The sequence below is a fragment of the Acidipropionibacterium jensenii DSM 20535 genome, assembly GCF_000425285.1.
GTDB classification, from domain to species: domain Bacteria; phylum Actinomycetota; class Actinomycetes; order Propionibacteriales; family Propionibacteriaceae; genus Acidipropionibacterium; species Acidipropionibacterium jensenii.
The window spans coordinates 41,985-57,610 of record NZ_KE384345.1 but is presented as its reverse complement, the minus strand read 5'-3'; the positions used below and the strand labels follow the sequence as shown (position 1 = coordinate 57,610).

The 15,626-nt window shown below is 69.5% G+C and carries 16 protein-coding genes; 10 read left to right on the top strand and 6 right to left on the bottom strand.

The window, feature by feature from the left end; genetic code table 11:
- The first annotated feature begins 397 nt into the window (after positions 1 to 397).
- Positions 398 to 625 (top strand): hypothetical protein, encoded by a 228-nt coding sequence (locus tag H590_RS0113945; RefSeq protein WP_028703985.1) that lies wholly within the window; start codon positions 398 to 400, stop codon positions 623 to 625.
- Positions 618 to 953 carry a type II toxin-antitoxin system PemK/MazF family toxin gene (locus tag H590_RS0113940; RefSeq protein ID WP_028703984.1) on the top strand — a complete coding sequence of 112 codons (336 nt, stop codon included), beginning with the start codon at positions 618 to 620 and terminating at the stop codon, positions 951 to 953. The genes H590_RS0113945 and H590_RS0113940 overlap by 8 nt, the downstream gene beginning before the upstream one ends.
- Positions 954 to 1,087: 134 nt before the next feature.
- On the opposite strand, the gene H590_RS18170 is transcribed toward H590_RS0113940, so the two are convergent.
- On the bottom strand, positions 1,088 to 1,276 hold the full coding sequence (locus H590_RS18170) for a hypothetical protein (RefSeq protein ID WP_084149559.1): 189 nt from the start codon (positions 1,274 to 1,276) through the stop codon (positions 1,088 to 1,090).
- 110 nt (positions 1,277 to 1,386) lie between these two features.
- Between H590_RS18170 and H590_RS0113935 the strand changes: the two genes are divergently transcribed.
- Entirely contained in the window at positions 1,387 to 3,006 is a 1,620-nt protein-coding gene (locus H590_RS0113935) for an FAD-dependent oxidoreductase (protein ID WP_028703983.1), read from the top strand.
- Between the two features lie 31 nt (positions 3,007 to 3,037).
- On the opposite strand, the gene H590_RS0113930 is transcribed toward H590_RS0113935, so the two are convergent.
- Positions 3,038 to 3,301 carry a metal-sensitive transcriptional regulator gene (locus H590_RS0113930; protein ID WP_028703982.1) on the bottom strand — a complete coding sequence of 88 codons (264 nt, stop codon included), beginning with the start codon at positions 3,299 to 3,301 and terminating at the stop codon, positions 3,038 to 3,040.
- A gap of 162 nt (positions 3,302 to 3,463) precedes the next feature.
- Here H590_RS0113930 and H590_RS17045 point away from each other — a divergent pair, with 162 nt between their 5' ends.
- From H590_RS17045 to H590_RS0113915, 3 genes are all read left to right on the top strand, one after another.
- Complete coding sequence (locus tag H590_RS17045; protein WP_071161776.1) at positions 3,464 to 4,075, top strand: DUF3151 family protein; 612 nt, start codon at positions 3,464 to 3,466, stop codon at positions 4,073 to 4,075.
- Between the two features lie 28 nt (positions 4,076 to 4,103).
- Positions 4,104 to 4,949, top strand: a complete 846-nt coding sequence (locus H590_RS17040; RefSeq protein ID WP_036982728.1) for a GNAT family N-acetyltransferase — start codon at positions 4,104 to 4,106, stop codon at positions 4,947 to 4,949.
- 191 nt (positions 4,950 to 5,140) lie between these two features.
- Complete coding sequence (locus tag H590_RS0113915; protein ID WP_028703981.1) at positions 5,141 to 6,427, top strand: adenylosuccinate synthase; 1,287 nt, start codon at positions 5,141 to 5,143, stop codon at positions 6,425 to 6,427.
- Here the strand turns inward: H590_RS0113915 and H590_RS17035 are convergent.
- The gene (locus H590_RS17035; protein ID WP_051238661.1) at positions 6,408 to 7,376 is read right to left on the bottom strand and encodes a DMT family transporter; all 969 of its coding nucleotides are present in this window, start codon (positions 7,374 to 7,376) and stop codon (positions 6,408 to 6,410) included. The genes H590_RS0113915 and H590_RS17035 overlap by 20 nt on opposite strands.
- A gap of 123 nt (positions 7,377 to 7,499) precedes the next feature.
- Between H590_RS17035 and purD the strand changes: the two genes are divergently transcribed.
- Together purD and purB are read left to right on the top strand one after the other, a co-directional pair.
- A complete protein-coding gene (purD, locus tag H590_RS0113905; protein ID WP_028703980.1) occupies positions 7,500 to 8,843 on the top strand; it encodes a phosphoribosylamine--glycine ligase in 1,344 nt (447 codons plus the stop codon).
- An 82-nt stretch (positions 8,844 to 8,925) separates the two neighbouring features.
- Positions 8,926 to 10,359, top strand: coding sequence for an adenylosuccinate lyase (gene purB / locus H590_RS0113900; RefSeq protein WP_028703979.1), 1,434 nt, complete (start codon positions 8,926 to 8,928; stop codon positions 10,357 to 10,359).
- On the opposite strand, the gene H590_RS0113895 is transcribed toward purB, so the two are convergent.
- From H590_RS0113895 to ahpC, 3 genes are all read right to left on the bottom strand, one after another.
- Positions 10,347 to 11,270 carry a hydrogen peroxide-inducible genes activator gene (locus tag H590_RS0113895; protein WP_028703978.1) on the bottom strand — a complete coding sequence of 308 codons (924 nt, stop codon included), beginning with the start codon at positions 11,268 to 11,270 and terminating at the stop codon, positions 10,347 to 10,349. The genes purB and H590_RS0113895 overlap by 13 nt on opposite strands.
- Positions 11,271 to 11,287: 17 nt before the next feature.
- On the bottom strand, positions 11,288 to 12,868 hold the full coding sequence (gene ahpF / locus H590_RS17030) for an alkyl hydroperoxide reductase subunit F (RefSeq protein ID WP_036982725.1): 1,581 nt from the start codon (positions 12,866 to 12,868) through the stop codon (positions 11,288 to 11,290).
- A 125-nt stretch (positions 12,869 to 12,993) separates the two neighbouring features.
- Entirely contained in the window at positions 12,994 to 13,557 is a 564-nt protein-coding gene (ahpC, locus tag H590_RS0113885) for an alkyl hydroperoxide reductase subunit C (protein WP_028703977.1), read from the bottom strand.
- 182 nt (positions 13,558 to 13,739) lie between these two features.
- On the opposite strand from ahpC, the gene H590_RS0113880 reads away from it, so the two are divergent.
- The gene (locus H590_RS0113880; protein ID WP_028703976.1) at positions 13,740 to 14,927 is read left to right on the top strand and encodes a phosphoribosylaminoimidazolesuccinocarboxamide synthase; all 1,188 of its coding nucleotides are present in this window, start codon (positions 13,740 to 13,742) and stop codon (positions 14,925 to 14,927) included.
- A 1-nt stretch (position 14,928) separates the two neighbouring features.
- Positions 14,929 to 15,606, top strand: coding sequence for a phosphoribosylformylglycinamidine synthase subunit PurQ (gene purQ / locus H590_RS0113875; protein WP_028703975.1), 678 nt, complete (start codon positions 14,929 to 14,931; stop codon positions 15,604 to 15,606).
- Positions 15,607 to 15,626 lie beyond the last annotated feature (20 nt).

Below are 15,626 nucleotides of genomic sequence, written 5' to 3'. Positions count from 1 at the left end.
ACCGAAAACTCAACACGGCCGCAGCCAACTGCACCCCAAGCTCTGCTTGACAGACATAGGAGATTCAACGGCCGACTCGAACACCTCCGCGGCACAGCCCTCGGCTTCCGCAACCTCAGCCACTACATCGCTCGGTCGCTGCTCGAAGCCGGCGGATTCAGACCCGCGCTACACCCTCGTTCGTGAAGAGCCCCTGAACTCTGCAGAATCGGCTGGTAGCCACTGATGAATAACTTCCTCAGTTCTGTGCTCGCGCTCTCTGGGGGTTGATGTGTACGCCACGATCCGCGAAGCTGGGCTGCATCCCATCACGGTGGGGCTGCTGTGGCTCTCGACCGTCGGGCCGCGACGAGCCGGGCCGGCTCACGGGGGGTATGACCGCGGGTATCCTCGTGGTATGACACTCACCACGATCAAGGTCAGTCCCGAGGTTCGCGACCTGCTCAAGGAGCAGGCCGCCGCGGAGCACCGCACCTTGGGTGAGCATCTCCGGTATCTCGCCTCACTGGCCGACAAGCAGAAGCGGTTCGAGCGGCTGAGGGCCGAGATCGACGCGACGCCGGCCAAGGATCTCGCCTCATACCGGCAGGAGACTGCCTGGTGGGAGTCGGCCCAGGATGCCTGACCTCAGCCCCGGTGACATCGTCTGGGTCTTCCTCGATCCGGTCGTCGGGCGGGAGCAGAGCGGACGGCGCCCCGCGGTGGTCGTCTCCTCGCGCGGACATCTCCTGATCGCCGACACGCTCGTGATCGTGGTGCCGGTCACATCCGTGGACCGCGGATGGTCGAATCACATCCCGCTGCGGCCCGATGCCCTGCAATGCCGGTCATGGGCCATGAATGAGCAGCTGCGCACCATCTCGCGGGAGCACGTGGTCGGCCGTGCGGGCCGGGTCGATCCGGCGACGCTGGCCGAGATCCGCAGGTGGATCACTGATTTCGTCGACGAGTAGACGCTCATCATCCAGAGGGCCGGTCCGCGTGATCCAGCATGAGTTCAGTCGATCAACTGTGGTGGTCTGTCGTGTGAACTCGCACCGCAATTGGTCAGACTCTGTCCGCACCCCCAGCGACCTCGATCCCGGGATCAGCGCCCGAAGAGTCGCGCGAAGGGGTTTGAGGGCCGGGCCCTGCGCGCCGCCCGGATCTCGGCCTCGGTGTGCTTCCCGCCGCACCACTGCGAAGCGGGAACGCCCGCCTTCACCTGATCGATGTGTTGGCCGCATCCGGCCCAGGTGGTCTTTCCGCAGACCTTGCAGGTGACTGCTCTACACATGATGTCGCTCCTCGTGCTCGTGGCCCTGGTGCTCAGTGGCTCTCGTACTCCCGTTCCGGGGAGCCGTTGACGATGGACAGCATATACCCCGGGGGGTATCATTTCTCGTCATGAGGATCGTCATCATCGGCGGAGTCGCCGCCGGCATGTCCGCCGCCACCCGTCTGCGCCGTCTCCAGGAGGACGCCGAGATCATCGTCGTCGAGCGCGGCGAGCACGTCTCCTTCGCCAACTGCGGGTTGCCCTATCACCTGGGTGGAGTCATTGAGAATCGCTCGGCGCTGCTGCTCCAGACTCCGGAGTCCCTCGCCGCCAGATTCCGTATCGATGTGCGCGTTCGCACCGAGGCCCTGGCCATCCACCCCGCCGAGCGCACCGTCGAGCTGCGACACCCTGACGGGGCGGTCGAGTCCCTGGAATATGACGAGCTCGTCCTCACCCCCGGTGCCGCGCCCGTCCGCCCGCCCATCCCCGGCATCGAGCATGCCCTGACGCTGCGCGACGTCACCGACCTCGACCAGATCATCGACGCCGCAGAGGACGCCGCGGAGGCCGTCGTCATCGGAGCCGGGTTCATCGGTGTCGAGGTGGCCGAGAATCTGGTCGCCCGCGGCATCTCGGTCCATCTGGTCGAGGCCGCCGGCCATGTCATCGCACCCCTGGATCCCGAGATGGCCGAGCCCGTCCACTCCCGGTTGCGCGCCAACGGCGTGGACCTGAGGCTGCGCTCGACGGTGGTCGAGATCGGTGACGACGGCGTCACCCTCGATACCGGCGAGAAGCTGCCCGGCGCCCTCGTGCTCGCGGCCATCGGGGTGCGGCCGGAGTCGCGTCTGGCTGCCGGGGCGGGCCTGGAGATCACCGGATCCGGTGCCATTGCGGTCGACGATCGCTGGGCGACCTCCGACCCGCACATCCACGCCGCAGGAGACGCTGTGGCCAAGATCGATGCCATCACCGGCGACGACGTTCTCGTGCCCCTGGCCAACACCGCCAACCGTGACGGACGGCTGGTCGCCGATGTCATCTCCGGGCGCCCCGGGGTCGTGCGCCCGACCCTCGGTAGCGCCATCGTCGGGGTGTTCGGGCTCCAGGTCGCGGTCACCGGCTGGAGCGAGACCCGGCTTCGGGCCGCCGGGCGGCCCGTGCGCGTCATCCACACCCATCCGGTGCACCACGCCGGCTACTACCCCGGCGCCGTCGGAATGCGTCTCAAACTCCTTGTCGACCCCGGGACCGACCGCATCCTCGGCGCCCAGGCGGTCGCCGATCAGGGGGCGGACAAACGGATCGACGTCATCGCCACGGCCATGGCAGGCGGGCTGAAGGCGTCGCAGCTCGCCGATCTGGAGCTGTGCTACGCGCCGCAGTTCGGCTCGGCCAAGGATCCGGTGAACTTCCTCGGCTGGGCCGACCAGAACCTCGCCGACGGCCTGGTCGACACCATCCAGTGGCACGAACTGGCCAGTGCGATGGCAGGCGGCGCCCGTGTGATCGACGTGAGAACCCCCGCAGAGCACGAGAAGGGGGCCATCCCCGGTTCGACGCTCATCCCTCTCGACGAGCTGCGCGAGCGCCTCGGCGACCTGCCTGACGGCGACCTCATCGTCCACTGCGCGGCCGGGTTGCGCAGCTACGTCGCCGCCCGGATCCTCACCCAGCACGGACGGCGGGCCCGCAGCCTGGACGGCGGCTTCGCCACCTGGGCCGACGGGACGGCGGGACGGTAGCCGTCGGGTGCTCGTCGCAGACTGGGTGCGCTCACGCCAGGGACAGGAAGAGTTTCTCCAGCCCGGCGAGGTCCTCCTCGCAGCCCTCGCCGCCGTTCGCGATGCAGCTGCGCACACCGGTGGACACCAGGGTGAAGCCGGCCCGGTTCACCGCCTTGCCGATCGCGGCGAGCTGGGTGACGATGTCGCGGCACTCCCGGCCGTCCTCGATCATCGCGATCACCCCGCCGATCTGGCCCTGGGCGCGGCGCAGCCGGGTGATCACGGGCTTGAGTTCCTCGGGGTCGAGTTTCATCGGATCTCCTCGTCAGCTGCGATGGCCGGGCGCCCTCGTCATCAATGGGGCCGGCCGGAATCGGGATGATGATACCCCGGGGGGTGTTTTGATGACTCCGGCCAGAGGTCGGGCCCGCGGGCCAGCACGACGGCGGGCGGGCCGGAGCCCTAGGGTTGCACCATGGCAGAAGACCAGACGCATCAGAGTCTGTCGGCCGAGACGGAGCCGGCGACGCGGCTTCCCCCGGATCCGGCGATCGCCGAACTGGCAGACCACGGCCGCAACGACTTCCTCTCCGTGGTGCGGGACTACCCCACCTCGGCGCTGTGCTGGGCGCTGCTCGCCGAGGGCGCCCTGATGGCCGGCACCGAGGAGGCCGACATCGCCGGATACGCGTATGCGCTGACCGGTTGCCACCACGGCATGGCGGCACTGCGGGCCGAGGGGTGGCAGGACGAGGGCACGGTCCCCTGGGGCCACCTCACCAACCAGGGTCTCCTCCGGTGCGTGTGGGCGAGGTCCGTGGCCGCAGACCGGATCGGCCAGACCGAGGAGGCCCATCGCTGCGTGGAGTTCCTCCGTCGGTTCAGCGAGTCCGCATGGGAGGTTCTCCACACCACACTCGTGGTGGCAGACACCTCCGACACCGCCGATGCCCCCGACCATGCTGATACCCCGGACACTGCCGACGGCTCCGACAATGCCGATACCTCTGACAAGGCGCGCGAGTCGCGGGATGATGGGGGTCAGCCCGCCGCTGAACAGACGGTCGGCAGCACGGCTCAGGGCTGAGCCGGTGCCACAGGCCTCAGGAGGAGCCATGGTCGAGCACGTGGGGTTCCGGGATCTTAAGATCGACGACATCACCGGGATCGAGTTCGGGGAGCCCGGCAGCCTGGCCGGATGGCTCGACGATCCGAGCGCCAACGTCATGGTGGCCACCTGGCGCGGCCGCGTCGTCGGATACGCCGTCAGCTGGCTGGCGGCCGTTCACCGCACCCGCCGGTTCATCGACGTCGAGGTGGCTCCGGAGTCCCGCGGACGACGGATCGGGAGCCGGCTGGTCGAGAGGGTCAAGGAGAGGTCCGACCGTCCACTGGCCACCAAGACAGTCGAGGGATCGGACGCCGAGGGATTCATCCGCAGTCTCGGCGGCGTCCCCTACGCCATCTGCCCGCCGCTGGAGCTTCCCCGGCGTCAGTTCGGACGGGTTGTCGCGATGCTCGGCGGCCATCGCGACGTCGTGCCCGTATCGACCCTGTCCCCCGGGGAGGCCGAGCACCTGTGGGCGCAGATCTACCGGTGGGTCCACCAGGACTGGTCACCGGTCGACGACTCCGAGAAGGCGCGCGAAGTGCTTCGCTCGGAGGCCTCCGAGCTGGACCTGGACCACACCGCGATCGCGCTGGTGGACGGCCAGCCCGCCGCGGTGGCCTTCGTCTTCGACGACGAGGGGGCGCCGACGGTGTGCGCCGAGACCGTTACCCCGGACGCGCCCGACGGGGATCAGGCACTGGCCGCAGCGGTGGGTCGGGTGGTGGCCGACGCCCGAGACCGCGGCTGCCGAAGGCTGCAGTTCGACGGCCACGAGGCCGATCCGCACTTCGGCCCGCTGGCCCATCGCCTGCCGCTGGAGGGCTCCCGGCTGCTTCTGCTGGAGATCTGAACCGAGGTTGTGGGGAGCCGCTCCGCGGCACCGGGCAGAGCCGCCGGGGGCCTGCGGTCGCAGCCGTCCATCGCGGGAATGTGGGGTGGACGATCCCCTACAATGCCCATGTTGTGCCGTTGGCCGGTCGTCGGCCACGGACCGCAGGGATCGGCCTCCACCGCTCTGGACGGCCGAGGAAGCGAGTGAACATGCCTGGAATCGTCGTTGTCGGATCCCAGTGGGGGGACGAGGGGAAGGGCAAGGCCACCGACCAGCTCTCCGAGAGGGTGGACTACTGCGTCCGCTACTCCGGCGGCAACAATGCGGGCCACACCGTGGTCGTCAATGGTGACAAGTTCACCATGCACCTGCTGCCCTCCGGCATTCTCAACCCCAACTCCACCGCCGTGATCGGCAACGGCGTCGTCATCGACCTCGAGGTGCTGCACCAGGAGCTCGACGAGCTCGCCGCCCGCGGCGTGACGATCCCGCACCCGCTGATCAGCGCCAACGCCCACATCATCACCCCGTACCACCAGGTGATGGACAGGGTCACCGAGCGCTTCCTCGGCAAGCGCAAGATCGGCACCACCGGCCGGGGAATCGGGCCGGCCTACTCCGACAAGATCAACCGGATCGGGATCAGGATCCAGGATCTCTTCGACGAGTCGATCCTGCGCCAGAAGGTCGAGGCGGCCCTGGAGCGCAAGAACCAGCAGCTGGTCAAGATCTACAACCACCGCGAGATCGACCCCGAGCAGGTCTCCGACATGCTGCTCGCCCACGCCGACCGGATCCGTCCGCACGTCGTCGACACCGCGCGGCTGCTCAACAAGGCCCTCGACGAGAAGAAGGTGGTCCTCTTCGAGGGGGCCCAGGCCCACCACCTGGACGTCGACTTCGGCACCTACCCCTACGTCACCTCCTCCAACCCGATCGCGGCGGGAGCCTGCACCGGATCGGGGGTCGGCCCCTCCCGGATCGACCGGGTGATCGGCATCGCCAAGGCCTACACCACCCGTGTCGGCGAGGGCCCCTTCCCCACCGAGCTGCTCGACGAGACCGGTGAGCGGCTGCGGACCGAGGGCGGCGAGTACGGCGTCACCACCGGGCGGCCGCGCCGCTGCGGCTGGTTCGACGCGCTGGTCGTCGAGCAGGCGGTGGTCGTCAACGCGATGACCGACATCTTCCTCACCAAGCTCGACGTCCTCACCGGCTGGGACAAGATCCCGGTCTGCGTGGCCTACGAGATCGACGGCGAGCGGTTCGAGACGATGCCCATGACCCAGTCCCAGCTGCACCACGCCAAGCCGGTCTACGAGTACCTGCCCGGCTGGACCGAGGACATCACCGGGGTGCGGGACTTCAGCGACCTGCCGGCCACCTGCCAGGCCTACGTCAAGCGCCTCGAGGAGCTCATCGGCTGCCGAATCTCGGGCATCGGGGTGGGCGCGGACCGCGACCAGTCGGTGATGATCAACGACCTGATCGACTGAGGTCCCGGGTCCGCCGCCGGCCCGACGCGGACCGGCGGCGGGCCACCGACCTGCCCTGGGAGATCGCGCTCAGCACGATCCCGGCACCGACCAGGGACAGACCGATCCAGCCGGTCCCGGTGGGCTTCTCACCCAGGATCGAGGTCGCCAGCAGGGTCGCCGTCAGCGGCTCGGTGAGGGCGAGGGTGGTGGCGGCCGAGGCCGGCACGCGCCGCAGCCCGAAACCGAACAGCGTGTACCCCAGCGCCATCGGCACCACCGCCAGGTATGCCAGCACGGGCAGCCCGCCCGCCCCGATCAACGGCCCCGGCCCGGCCAGCAGGAACCAGGGCACCAGGACCACCGAGGCCAGCGTGAACATCGCCGCCATCACGGTGCCGGAGTCGCGGCCGCCGGTGCCATTTCCCCCAGCTCCAGGATCGACGATCAGTCGCGACCCCGCCCAGGAGTAGAGCGCCCAGCCGAATCCCGCTGCCAGACCCAGAACGGCACCGGCCACCGGCCGGCTGGCCGGCGCCGAGCCGCCCGAGGACACCAGCAGACAGATCCCCGCCACCGGAACCGAGACGACACCCAGCCAGACCCACCCGGGCGGACGCCGGTCCACCACCATCTCGAGGACTCCGGCCCACACCGGTCCCGAGGCCAGCGCCAGGGCGTCCCCGGCCGCGACCCCGATGAGGTCCAGGGGCCAGTAGTAGAAGCAGGCGTACCCCAGCACCCCGACGGCACCGACCGCCAGTAGCGGCAGTGCCCGGCGTTCGCGCAGCAGGGCGAGGGTGCGACGCGGTCGGGTCGACATCAGGATCAGACCGCCGAACCCGAAGGTCGACAGTCCGATCAGCATCGGGTCGGATCCCGGCGGGGCGTGGTGGGCCACGGTTCCGGTGGTGCCCCACAGCATGCCCGCCACCAGGACCGCCGCGACGTGGCTCAGGGAGCTCTGCACCCGGGCAGCGTACGGTACCCGGGCCGGCTGCCGGGCTGCCGGACATCAGCCGGGACGCCGGCCGCCCGACCCGTCAGGTCTGGTGCCGGGAGCGCCGTCCTCTAGTCTTGACCCGTGACCGAGATGACTGTCCTCGTCCTCGGCCAGGGTGGACGCGAGCACGCGATCGCCCTGGCCATCTCCCGCGATCCCGCGGTTGCGGCGGTGCACGTGGCCCCGGGCAATCCCGGGACGGCGTCCTTCGCCACCAATCATCCGGTCGACATCAACGATGCCGAGGCGGTCGTGGAGCTGAGCCGCCGGATCGGCGCGGACCTGGTCGTCATCGGACCGGAGGTGCCGCTGGTCGCCGGGGTGGCGGACGCCGTGCGCCAGGCCGGCATCGACTGCTTCGGCCCCGGCCTCGAGGCGGCACGCCTGGAGGGATCCAAGGCCTTCGCCAAGGAGGTGATGGCGGCCGCCGGGGTGCCGACCGCCACCGCCGTCAGCTGCGTCAACCTCGACGAGGTGGCCGCCGCCCTGGACCGGTTCGGCGCCCCGCACGTGGTCAAGGACGACGGGCTGGCCGCCGGCAAGGGGGTCGTGGTGACCAGCGACCAGCAGGCCGCGCTGGACCATGCGGCGCACTGCCTGGACGCCGGTCACCGGGTCGTTGTCGAGGAGTTCCTCAAGGGGCCCGAGGTGAGCCTCTTCGCGATCTGCGACGGCCAGCTGGCACTGCCCCTCCAACCGGCCCAGGACTTCAAACGGGTCGGCAACGGCGGCACCGGGCCCAACACCGGTGGGATGGGCGCCTACACCCCGCTGCCATGGGCTCCCGACGACCTGGTCGAGCAGGTCGGCCGCGAGGTGATCCGCCCGACCCTGGCCGAGATGAGGCGTCGCGGGACGCCCTTCCAGGGGCTGCTCTACGTCGGCCTGGCACTGACCGCCGAGGGTCCCAAGGTGGTCGAGTTCAACGTCCGGTTCGGCGACCCGGAGACCGAGCCGCTGCTGTCCCTGCTGACCTCCCCGCTGGCCCAGGTGATGCGGGCCGCCGCCAGGGGAGACCTGTCGGGGTTCGGCGGCCTGGAGTTCCGTCGCGGATTCGCCGTCGGCGTCGTCCTGGCCTCTCAGGGATACCCGGGCACCCCGACCACCGGGGGACCGATCACCGGGGCCCAGGCCCCCGACGGAGGCCCCGACCCCGACGTCATCCATGCCGGGACGGCACTGGCCGCCGATGGCCGGCTGGTCTCGGCCGGCGGCCGGGTGCTGGTCGCCCTGGGCCACGGCGAGACGCTGACCGGGGCCCGCCAGGCCGCCTACGCACGTCTCGCGCGGATCGACCTGCCCGGAGGGTTCCACCGCGACGACATCGCCCTGACCGCCGCCGAGGAGGAGGCCTTCAACGCGATGTCGGAGCCCAACGGTCCCTCCGCCAAGGACTCCCGGGAGTCCCCGGAGGACGGCGGGAACCAGGGCTGACGGCCGTCCGCCGAGCCCTGCTCCCGCCGCCGTCGGCAGCCGTCCCTCGAATCTGTCCCTCAACCCTGTCAGGAGAGCGTCCGTGAGTGTGCCCAATGTCCTCGCCAACCGTTACGCCTCGGTCCAGATGCGCGAGATCTGGTCGCCGGAGAACAAGATCAAGGCCGAGCGCCGGCTGTGGATCGCGGTGCTGGCCGAGCAGATCGCACTGGGCGTCCCGCTCGGGGGAGAGGATCCCGAGCAGGTGCTCGCCGACTACCGGCGGGTCGTCGACGTCATCGATCTGGACTCCATCGCGGCCCGTGAGCGGATCACCCGCCACGACGTCAAGGCCCGTATCGAGGAGTTCAACGCGCTGGCCGGCCACGAGCAGATCCACAAGGGGATGACCAGTCGGGACCTCACCGAGAACATCGAGCAGCACCAGGTGCTGGTCTCTCTCACCCTCATTCGCGACCGGATGGTCGCCGCGCTGTCCCAGCTGGCCCGGCTCGCCGCGCAGTACTCCGACCAGCCGATCGCCGGCCGCTCCCACAACGTCGCGGCCCAGGTCACCACCCTCGGCAAGCGGTTCGCCACCATCATCGACGAGATGCTGGTGGCCTACCGGCGCGTCGAGGAGCTCATTGAGCGCTACCCGGCCCGCGGCATCAAGGGGCCGATGGGCACCGCTCAGGACATGCTCGACCTGCTCGGGGGCGACGCCGCCAAGCTGGCCACCCTGGAGCGCACCATCGTCGAGCACCTCGGCTTCCACCACGTGCTCACCTCCACCGGCCAGATCTACCCGCGCTCGCTGGACTTCGAGGTAGTCTCGGCTCTGGTCCAGGTGGCCTGCGGGCCCTCCGATCTGGCCACCGCGATCCGCCTGATGGCCGGCAACGAGCTGGTCACCGAGGGATTCAAGCCCGGCCAGGTGGGCTCCTCGGCGATGCCGCACAAGATGAACGCGCGCTCCTGCGAGCGGGTCAACGGCTTCCTCATGGTGCTGCGCGGCTACCTCACGATGACCACCGGGCTGGCCGGGGTGCAGTGGAACGAGGGGGACGTCTCCTGCTCGGTGGTGCGCCGGGTCGCGCTGCCGGACGCCTTCTACGCCGTCGACGGGATGTTCGAGACCTTCCTCACCATTCTCACCGACTTCGGCGCCTTCCCCGCCGTCATCGAGGCCGAGCTCCAGCGCTACCTGCCCTTCCTCACCACCACCAAGGTGCTGATGGCGTGCGTGCGCGCCGGAGTGGGCCGGGAGGATGCCCACGAGGCGATCAAGGAGAACGCCGTCTCGCTGGCCCTCCAGATGCGAGAGACCGGCAGCACCCACAACGATCTGTTCGACCGGCTGGCCGCCGACGACCGGATCCCGCTGAGTTCCTCCGAGCTGGCCGACCTGGTGACCTCGCCGATCGAGCTGACCGGGGCCGCCCGCTCCCAGGTCGCCGCCCTGGTGGGGCAGGTGGAGGCGATTGTCGCCGATCATCCCGAGGCGGCCCGGTATCTGCCCGGTCAGGTGCTGTAGCAGAGGCTCTCGAGGGGTTCGACCAGGCCGCCGGGCAGGTCGCGCAGCACCGCGACCAGCGCCCGCACGGCGCGCCGCTCCAGCACGGCGGCCCGCCCGCACACCACCACGTCGCGATGGGGCCGGGGCTCGGTGAACTCGCGCAGTGCGATCCGGGGATCGGGGGCCATCGGGGGGCTCACTGCCATCCGGGGCATCAGGGTCCGCCCGGAACCGGCCGCCACCAGCTGGGACAGGGTCGCCACCGACCCGGGTTGGATGTCCTTGCGGACACCGGAACCCGAGTCCGCGCACACCTCGAGGACCTGGTCGCGCAGGCAGTGACCCTCCGACATGAGGATCAGATCGGTGCCGCGCAGAGCAGCCGGGTCCACCGGGCCCGGGTCGGTTCCCAGCGGGTCATCGGCCGGGGTGGCCAGCAGGAACTCCTCGCGGAAGACCGGCACCGAACTCAGCTTGGCGGGCACCGCGGAGGCCAGCAGGGCGACGTCGATCTCACCAGAGTCCAGCAGCCCCAGCAGGGTGGCCGACTTCTCCTCGACCACCGACAGGTCCACCCCCGGCGCATCATGGTCCAACCCGGCCAACAGGTGCGGCAGCAGGTAGGCCGCCAGGGTCGGGAAGATCCCGACCCGCACGGTCCCGGTGACCGATCCCTCCTGGTCACGACCCGCCCAGGAGATGTCCTCGGCCAGGGAGAGCATCTGGCGGGCCGGACCGACCACCCGGCGCCCCAGCTCTGTGAGCTCGACCCGCGGTTCACGCACCACCAGGGGCCCGCCGAGCTCCTCCTCGAAACGGCGCAGCTGGGCCGACAGGGTCGGCTGGCTCACCCCGCACCTGGCCGCGGCCCGGCCGAAATGACGCTCATCGGCCAGTGCGACCAGGTACTCCACCCACCGCAGATTCATGACTCCTGCAACCGCCCTCAGGACGCCTTGGCCAAGGTCTTGGCGGCTCCGGCGGAGCGGATGATGTGATCGAAGGCGCCCAGTGCCGCGGTGGCACCCGATCCCATCGAGATGATGATCTGCTTGAAGGGCTGGGTGGTGCAGTCACCGGCGGCGAAGACACCGGGCACCGAGGTGGCGCCGCGGGTGTTGACGACGATCTCGCCGCGCTTGGTGAGGTTGACCGCATCCTCGAGCCACTCGGTGTTGGGCAGCAGGCCGATCTGGACGAAGATTCCGCGCACCGGGACGGTGTGCAGCTCGCCGGTGCCGCGGTCGCGGTACTCCAGACCGGTGACGTGCGAGCCGTCGCCGACCACCTGGGTCGACTGGGCCGAGGTGATGACGTCGACATTGGGCAGCGACTCCAGGGTCGACAGCAGCACGGCGTCGGCCTTGAGGGAGTCCATGAACTCGAGGACGGTGACATGACCGGTGACACCGGCCAGGTCGATGGCCGCCTCGATACCGGAGTTGCCGCCGCCGACCACCGCGACGTCCTGACCCTTGAACAGCGGGCCGTCGCAGTGCGGGCAGTAGGTGACACCCTTGGTCTTGTACTCCTGCTCGCCGGGCACCCCCAGCTGACGCCAGCGGGCGCCGGTGGCCAGCACCACGGCCTTGGCGCGCAGCACCCCGTCGGAGAACCGGACGCCGGTCAGACCGTCCTCCCCGGCCGGGATGAGCTCGGTGGCGTGCTGACGCTCGATGGCGTCGATCTGGTAGTCGCTGATGTGGGCGCTGAGCGAGGCGGCCAGCTTCGGGCCGGTGGTGTGCGGCACCGAGATGAGGTTCTCGATGGCGTCGGTGTCGAGCACCTGTCCGCCGATCCGCTCACCGGCCATCGCGGTGCGGATCCCCTTGCGGGCGGCGTACACGGCGGCGGAGGCTCCGGCCGGGCCGGCACCCACCACCAGGACGTCGTAGGGCTCGCGCTGCGAGAGGTCCTCGGCGGCCTGCTCGGCGGCCGCGGAGTCCAGCTTGGCCAGGATGTCGGCCATCGTCATCCGGCCCGAACCCCACTCCTGACCGTCCAGGTAGATGGCCGGCACCGACTGGATGCCCTTGGCCTTGACCTCGGCGGCGAAGGCCCCGCCCTCCACCGCGGTGTGCCGGATGTTCGGGTTGGTGATGCTCATCGCGTTGAGGGCCTGGACCACCGTCGGGCAGTTCTGGCAGGTCAGCGACATGTAGGTGGTGAACTCGTGGTGGCCGGACAGGCCGCGGACGGCGTCCAGCAGGGCGGCGTCGGCCTTGACCGGAACCCCTCCGACCTGGAGCAGGGCCAGCACCAGGGAGTTGAACTCGTGGCCCATCGGCAGGCCCGCGAAGCGCACCGAGATGTCGGTGCCGGGGCGGGTGATGGCGAAGGAGGGGGTGCGGTCGTCGGCGATTGGGTCGGCGACGGTGACCCGCTCGCCGGCGGCCTCGATCTCACCGAGGAGCTCCATCATCTGCTCGGACCTCTTGTCGGTGCCGGGGGAGGGCACCAGGACGACCGGTTCGGTGGTCATCGCCAGGTAGGTCTTGAGCTGTTGGGTGAGGGCGGGATCGAGCATGGTGTTTCTCCTTCGAGGCTGTGACGGGCGGCCTTGCAAAGCTGTCCGAGAAGGGTGACGAGATATCGCGAGCCCCCGGCGGGTCGGGTCCCCGCCGGGGGCTCGCGATGGTTCGGGGATGAGGATCAGATCATGCCGACGAGGTCGATGGACGGGGCGAGGGTGTCATCGCCCTCCTCCCACTTGGCGGGGCAGACCTCACCGGGATGGGCAGCGATGTACTGGGCCGCCTTGACCTTGCGGACCAGCTCCTCGGCGTTGCGGCCGATTCCCTCGGCGGTGAGCTCGTAGAACTGGATGACTCCCTGCGGGTCGACCAGGAAGGTGGCCCGGTCGGCCTGTCCGGCGCCCAGGCGCTCGACGTCGAAGTTGCGGGTGAGCTGGAGGCTCGGGTCGCCGATCATCGCGTACTGGACCTTGGCGACGGTCTCCGACTCGGAGTGCCATGCCTTGTGGACGAAGTGCGAGTCGGTGGAGACCGAGAAGACCTCGACGCCCATCTTCTGCAGTTCGGTGTAGTGGTCGGCCAGGTCGCCGAGCTCGGTGGGGCAGACGAAGGTGAAGTCGCCCGGGTAGAAGAAGAAGATGGCCCACTTGCCGGCCACGTCGGCATCGGAGACGTCGACGAACTCGCCTTGGTGGTAGGCGTGCGCCTGGAAAGGAAGGATCTTCGTGTTGATCAGACTCATCAGTGACCTTCTTGGTTGTCTCGCTTGCTGATAGAGACAAGCTATCACTTTTGGTCCGACCAATAGATTCCAGTGATCACGATGTGATCGGGACGCGCTGAGCACGGGCCGTCTGGACGTGCTGCGCACGGGCCGTCTGGACGTGCTGCGCACGGGGGCGGAGTGCGTGAGATGATGCCTGCATGGCCAGCTCCACCGATGATCTCGGGCTTCCACTGCTCAGCGAGGGCAAGGTTCGGCGCATGTACCGACTGCCCGATCAGCCGGGTCGACTGCTGATGGTCGCCACCGACCGGATCAGCGCCTACGACCACATCCTGTCCCCGGACATCCCAGACAAGGGGAAGGTGCTCACCGGCATCTCCCTGTGGTGGTTCGACCAGCTGCGCGACGTGGTCGCCAACCATCTCGTCTCCACCGACGTCCCCGAGGCCGTGCAGGGCCGGGCGATGGTGGTCGAGGAGCTCCAGATGTACCCGGTCGAGTGCGTGGTGCGCGGCTACCTCACCGGATCGGGCTGGGCCGAGTACCAGCAGAGCGGCAAGGTCTGCGGCATCGCCCTTCCCGAGGGGCTCCAGGACGGCTCACGACTGCCCGAGCCGATCTTCACCCCGGCCACCAAGGCCGACTACGGCGAGCACGACGAGAACATCGACTTCGACACCCTGGTCTCCATCGTGGGGGCCCCGGTCGCCGAGGAGCTGCGCCGACTGTCCCTGGCCATCTACGCCCGCGCCGAGCAGATCGCCCGCGACCGCGGCATCATCCTGGCCGACACCAAGGTCGAGTTCGGCCACCGTGCCGACGGCACCATCGTGCTGGGCGACGAGGTGCTCACCCCCGACTCCTCGCGGTTCTGGGACGCCTCCCAGTGGGCCCCGGGAGGGTCCAACCCCTCCTTCGACAAGCAGTTCGTCCGCGACTGGCTGACCTTCGGATCGGGGTGGGACCGACACTCGGACGAGGAACCCCCGACCCTGCCCGACAACATCGTCAGCGCCACCCGCGACCGGTACCTCGAGGCATGGACGATGCTCACCGGAGTGAGCGATCCGCTGGGGTCCGCCGATGCCGGGACGGTCCGCCCCGGGACCGACGACCAGACGTCGGCCGGTACCGATAGGATCGGCGCCATGGCACGTGTTGTGGTGGACGTCATGCCCAAGCCCGAGATCCTCGACCCGCAGGGCAAGGCCATCACCGGCGTCCTCGGGAGGCGGGCCCACGAGGGCCTGACGGTCCGACAGGGCAAGCGGTTCGAGATCACCGGCGAGGGGGTCGAGGACCGGCTCGACGAGATCCGCGAGATCGCCGAGACGATGCTGGCCAACACCGTCATCGAGTCCTACGACATTCACGTGGAGCGCTGAGATGGCCCCTCGGATCGGTGTGGTCACCTTCCCGGGAACCCTCGACGACCAGGACGCCGCCCGAGCGGTGTGCCTGGGCGGCGCCGAGCCGGTGCACCTGTGGCACGCCTCCGCCGACCTCAAGAGTGTTGACGGGGTCATCCTGCCCGGTGGCTTCTCCTACGGCGACTACCTGAGGGCCGGTGCCCTCGCGGCGCTGTCGCCGGTGATGACCGCGGTGCGCGAGGCGGCCGACAGGGGCCTGCCCGTGCTGGGAATCTGCAACGGCTTCCAGGTGCTGTGCGAGGCTCACCTGCTGCCCGGAACCCTGATGCGCAACGAGCAGCGGCGGTTCCACTGCTCGGTCCAGGAACTCGTCGTGGAGAGCATCGACACGGTGTGGACCTGCGACTTCAAGCCCGATCAGCGGATCCTGATCCCGGCCAAGCACGGCGAGGGCAACTACGTCGCCTCCACCGATGAGCTGGCGGCCCTGGAGGCCAACAACCAGGTGGTCTTCCGGTACGTGCGCAATCCCAACGGGTCCGAGCACGACATCGCCGGGGTGACCAACGAGACCGGCAATGTGGTGGGCCTGATGCCCCATCCCGAGCACGCCGTCGAGGACCTCACCAGCGGTGGGACCGACGGACTGGGATTCATCTCGTCGGTGCGTCGATTCCTCAGCGTCCACGTCTGAGCGGTTGGACGGACGCCCGA

Bases quoted from the DNA above. Each gene is read 5' to 3' on its own strand.
- H590_RS0113945 (WP_028703985.1), top strand. From the start codon at position 398: ATGACACTCACCACGATCAAGGTCAGTCCCGAGGTTCGCGACCTGCTC.
- H590_RS0113940 (WP_028703984.1), top strand. From the start codon at position 618: ATGCCTGACCTCAGCCCCGGTGACATCGTCTGGGTCTTCCTCGATCCG.
- H590_RS18170 (WP_084149559.1), bottom strand. From the start codon at position 1,276: ATGTGTAGAGCAGTCACCTGCAAGGTCTGCGGAAAGACCACCTGGGCC.
- H590_RS0113935 (WP_028703983.1), top strand. From the start codon at position 1,387: ATGAGGATCGTCATCATCGGCGGAGTCGCCGCCGGCATGTCCGCCGCC.
- H590_RS0113930 (WP_028703982.1), bottom strand. From the start codon at position 3,301: ATGAAACTCGACCCCGAGGAACTCAAGCCCGTGATCACCCGGCTGCGC.
- H590_RS17045 (WP_071161776.1), top strand. From the start codon at position 3,464: ATGGCAGAAGACCAGACGCATCAGAGTCTGTCGGCCGAGACGGAGCCG.
- H590_RS17040 (WP_036982728.1), top strand. From the start codon at position 4,104: ATGGTCGAGCACGTGGGGTTCCGGGATCTTAAGATCGACGACATCACC.
- H590_RS0113915 (WP_028703981.1), top strand. From the start codon at position 5,141: ATGCCTGGAATCGTCGTTGTCGGATCCCAGTGGGGGGACGAGGGGAAG.
- purD (WP_028703980.1), top strand. From the start codon at position 7,500: ATGACTGTCCTCGTCCTCGGCCAGGGTGGACGCGAGCACGCGATCGCC.
- H590_RS0113895 (WP_028703978.1), bottom strand. From the start codon at position 11,270: ATGAATCTGCGGTGGGTGGAGTACCTGGTCGCACTGGCCGATGAGCGT.
- ahpF (WP_036982725.1), bottom strand. From the start codon at position 12,868: ATGCTCGATCCCGCCCTCACCCAACAGCTCAAGACCTACCTGGCGATG.
- ahpC (WP_028703977.1), bottom strand. From the start codon at position 13,557: ATGAGTCTGATCAACACGAAGATCCTTCCTTTCCAGGCGCACGCCTAC.
- H590_RS0113880 (WP_028703976.1), top strand. From the start codon at position 13,740: ATGGCCAGCTCCACCGATGATCTCGGGCTTCCACTGCTCAGCGAGGGC.
- purQ (WP_028703975.1), top strand. From the start codon at position 14,929: ATGGCCCCTCGGATCGGTGTGGTCACCTTCCCGGGAACCCTCGACGAC.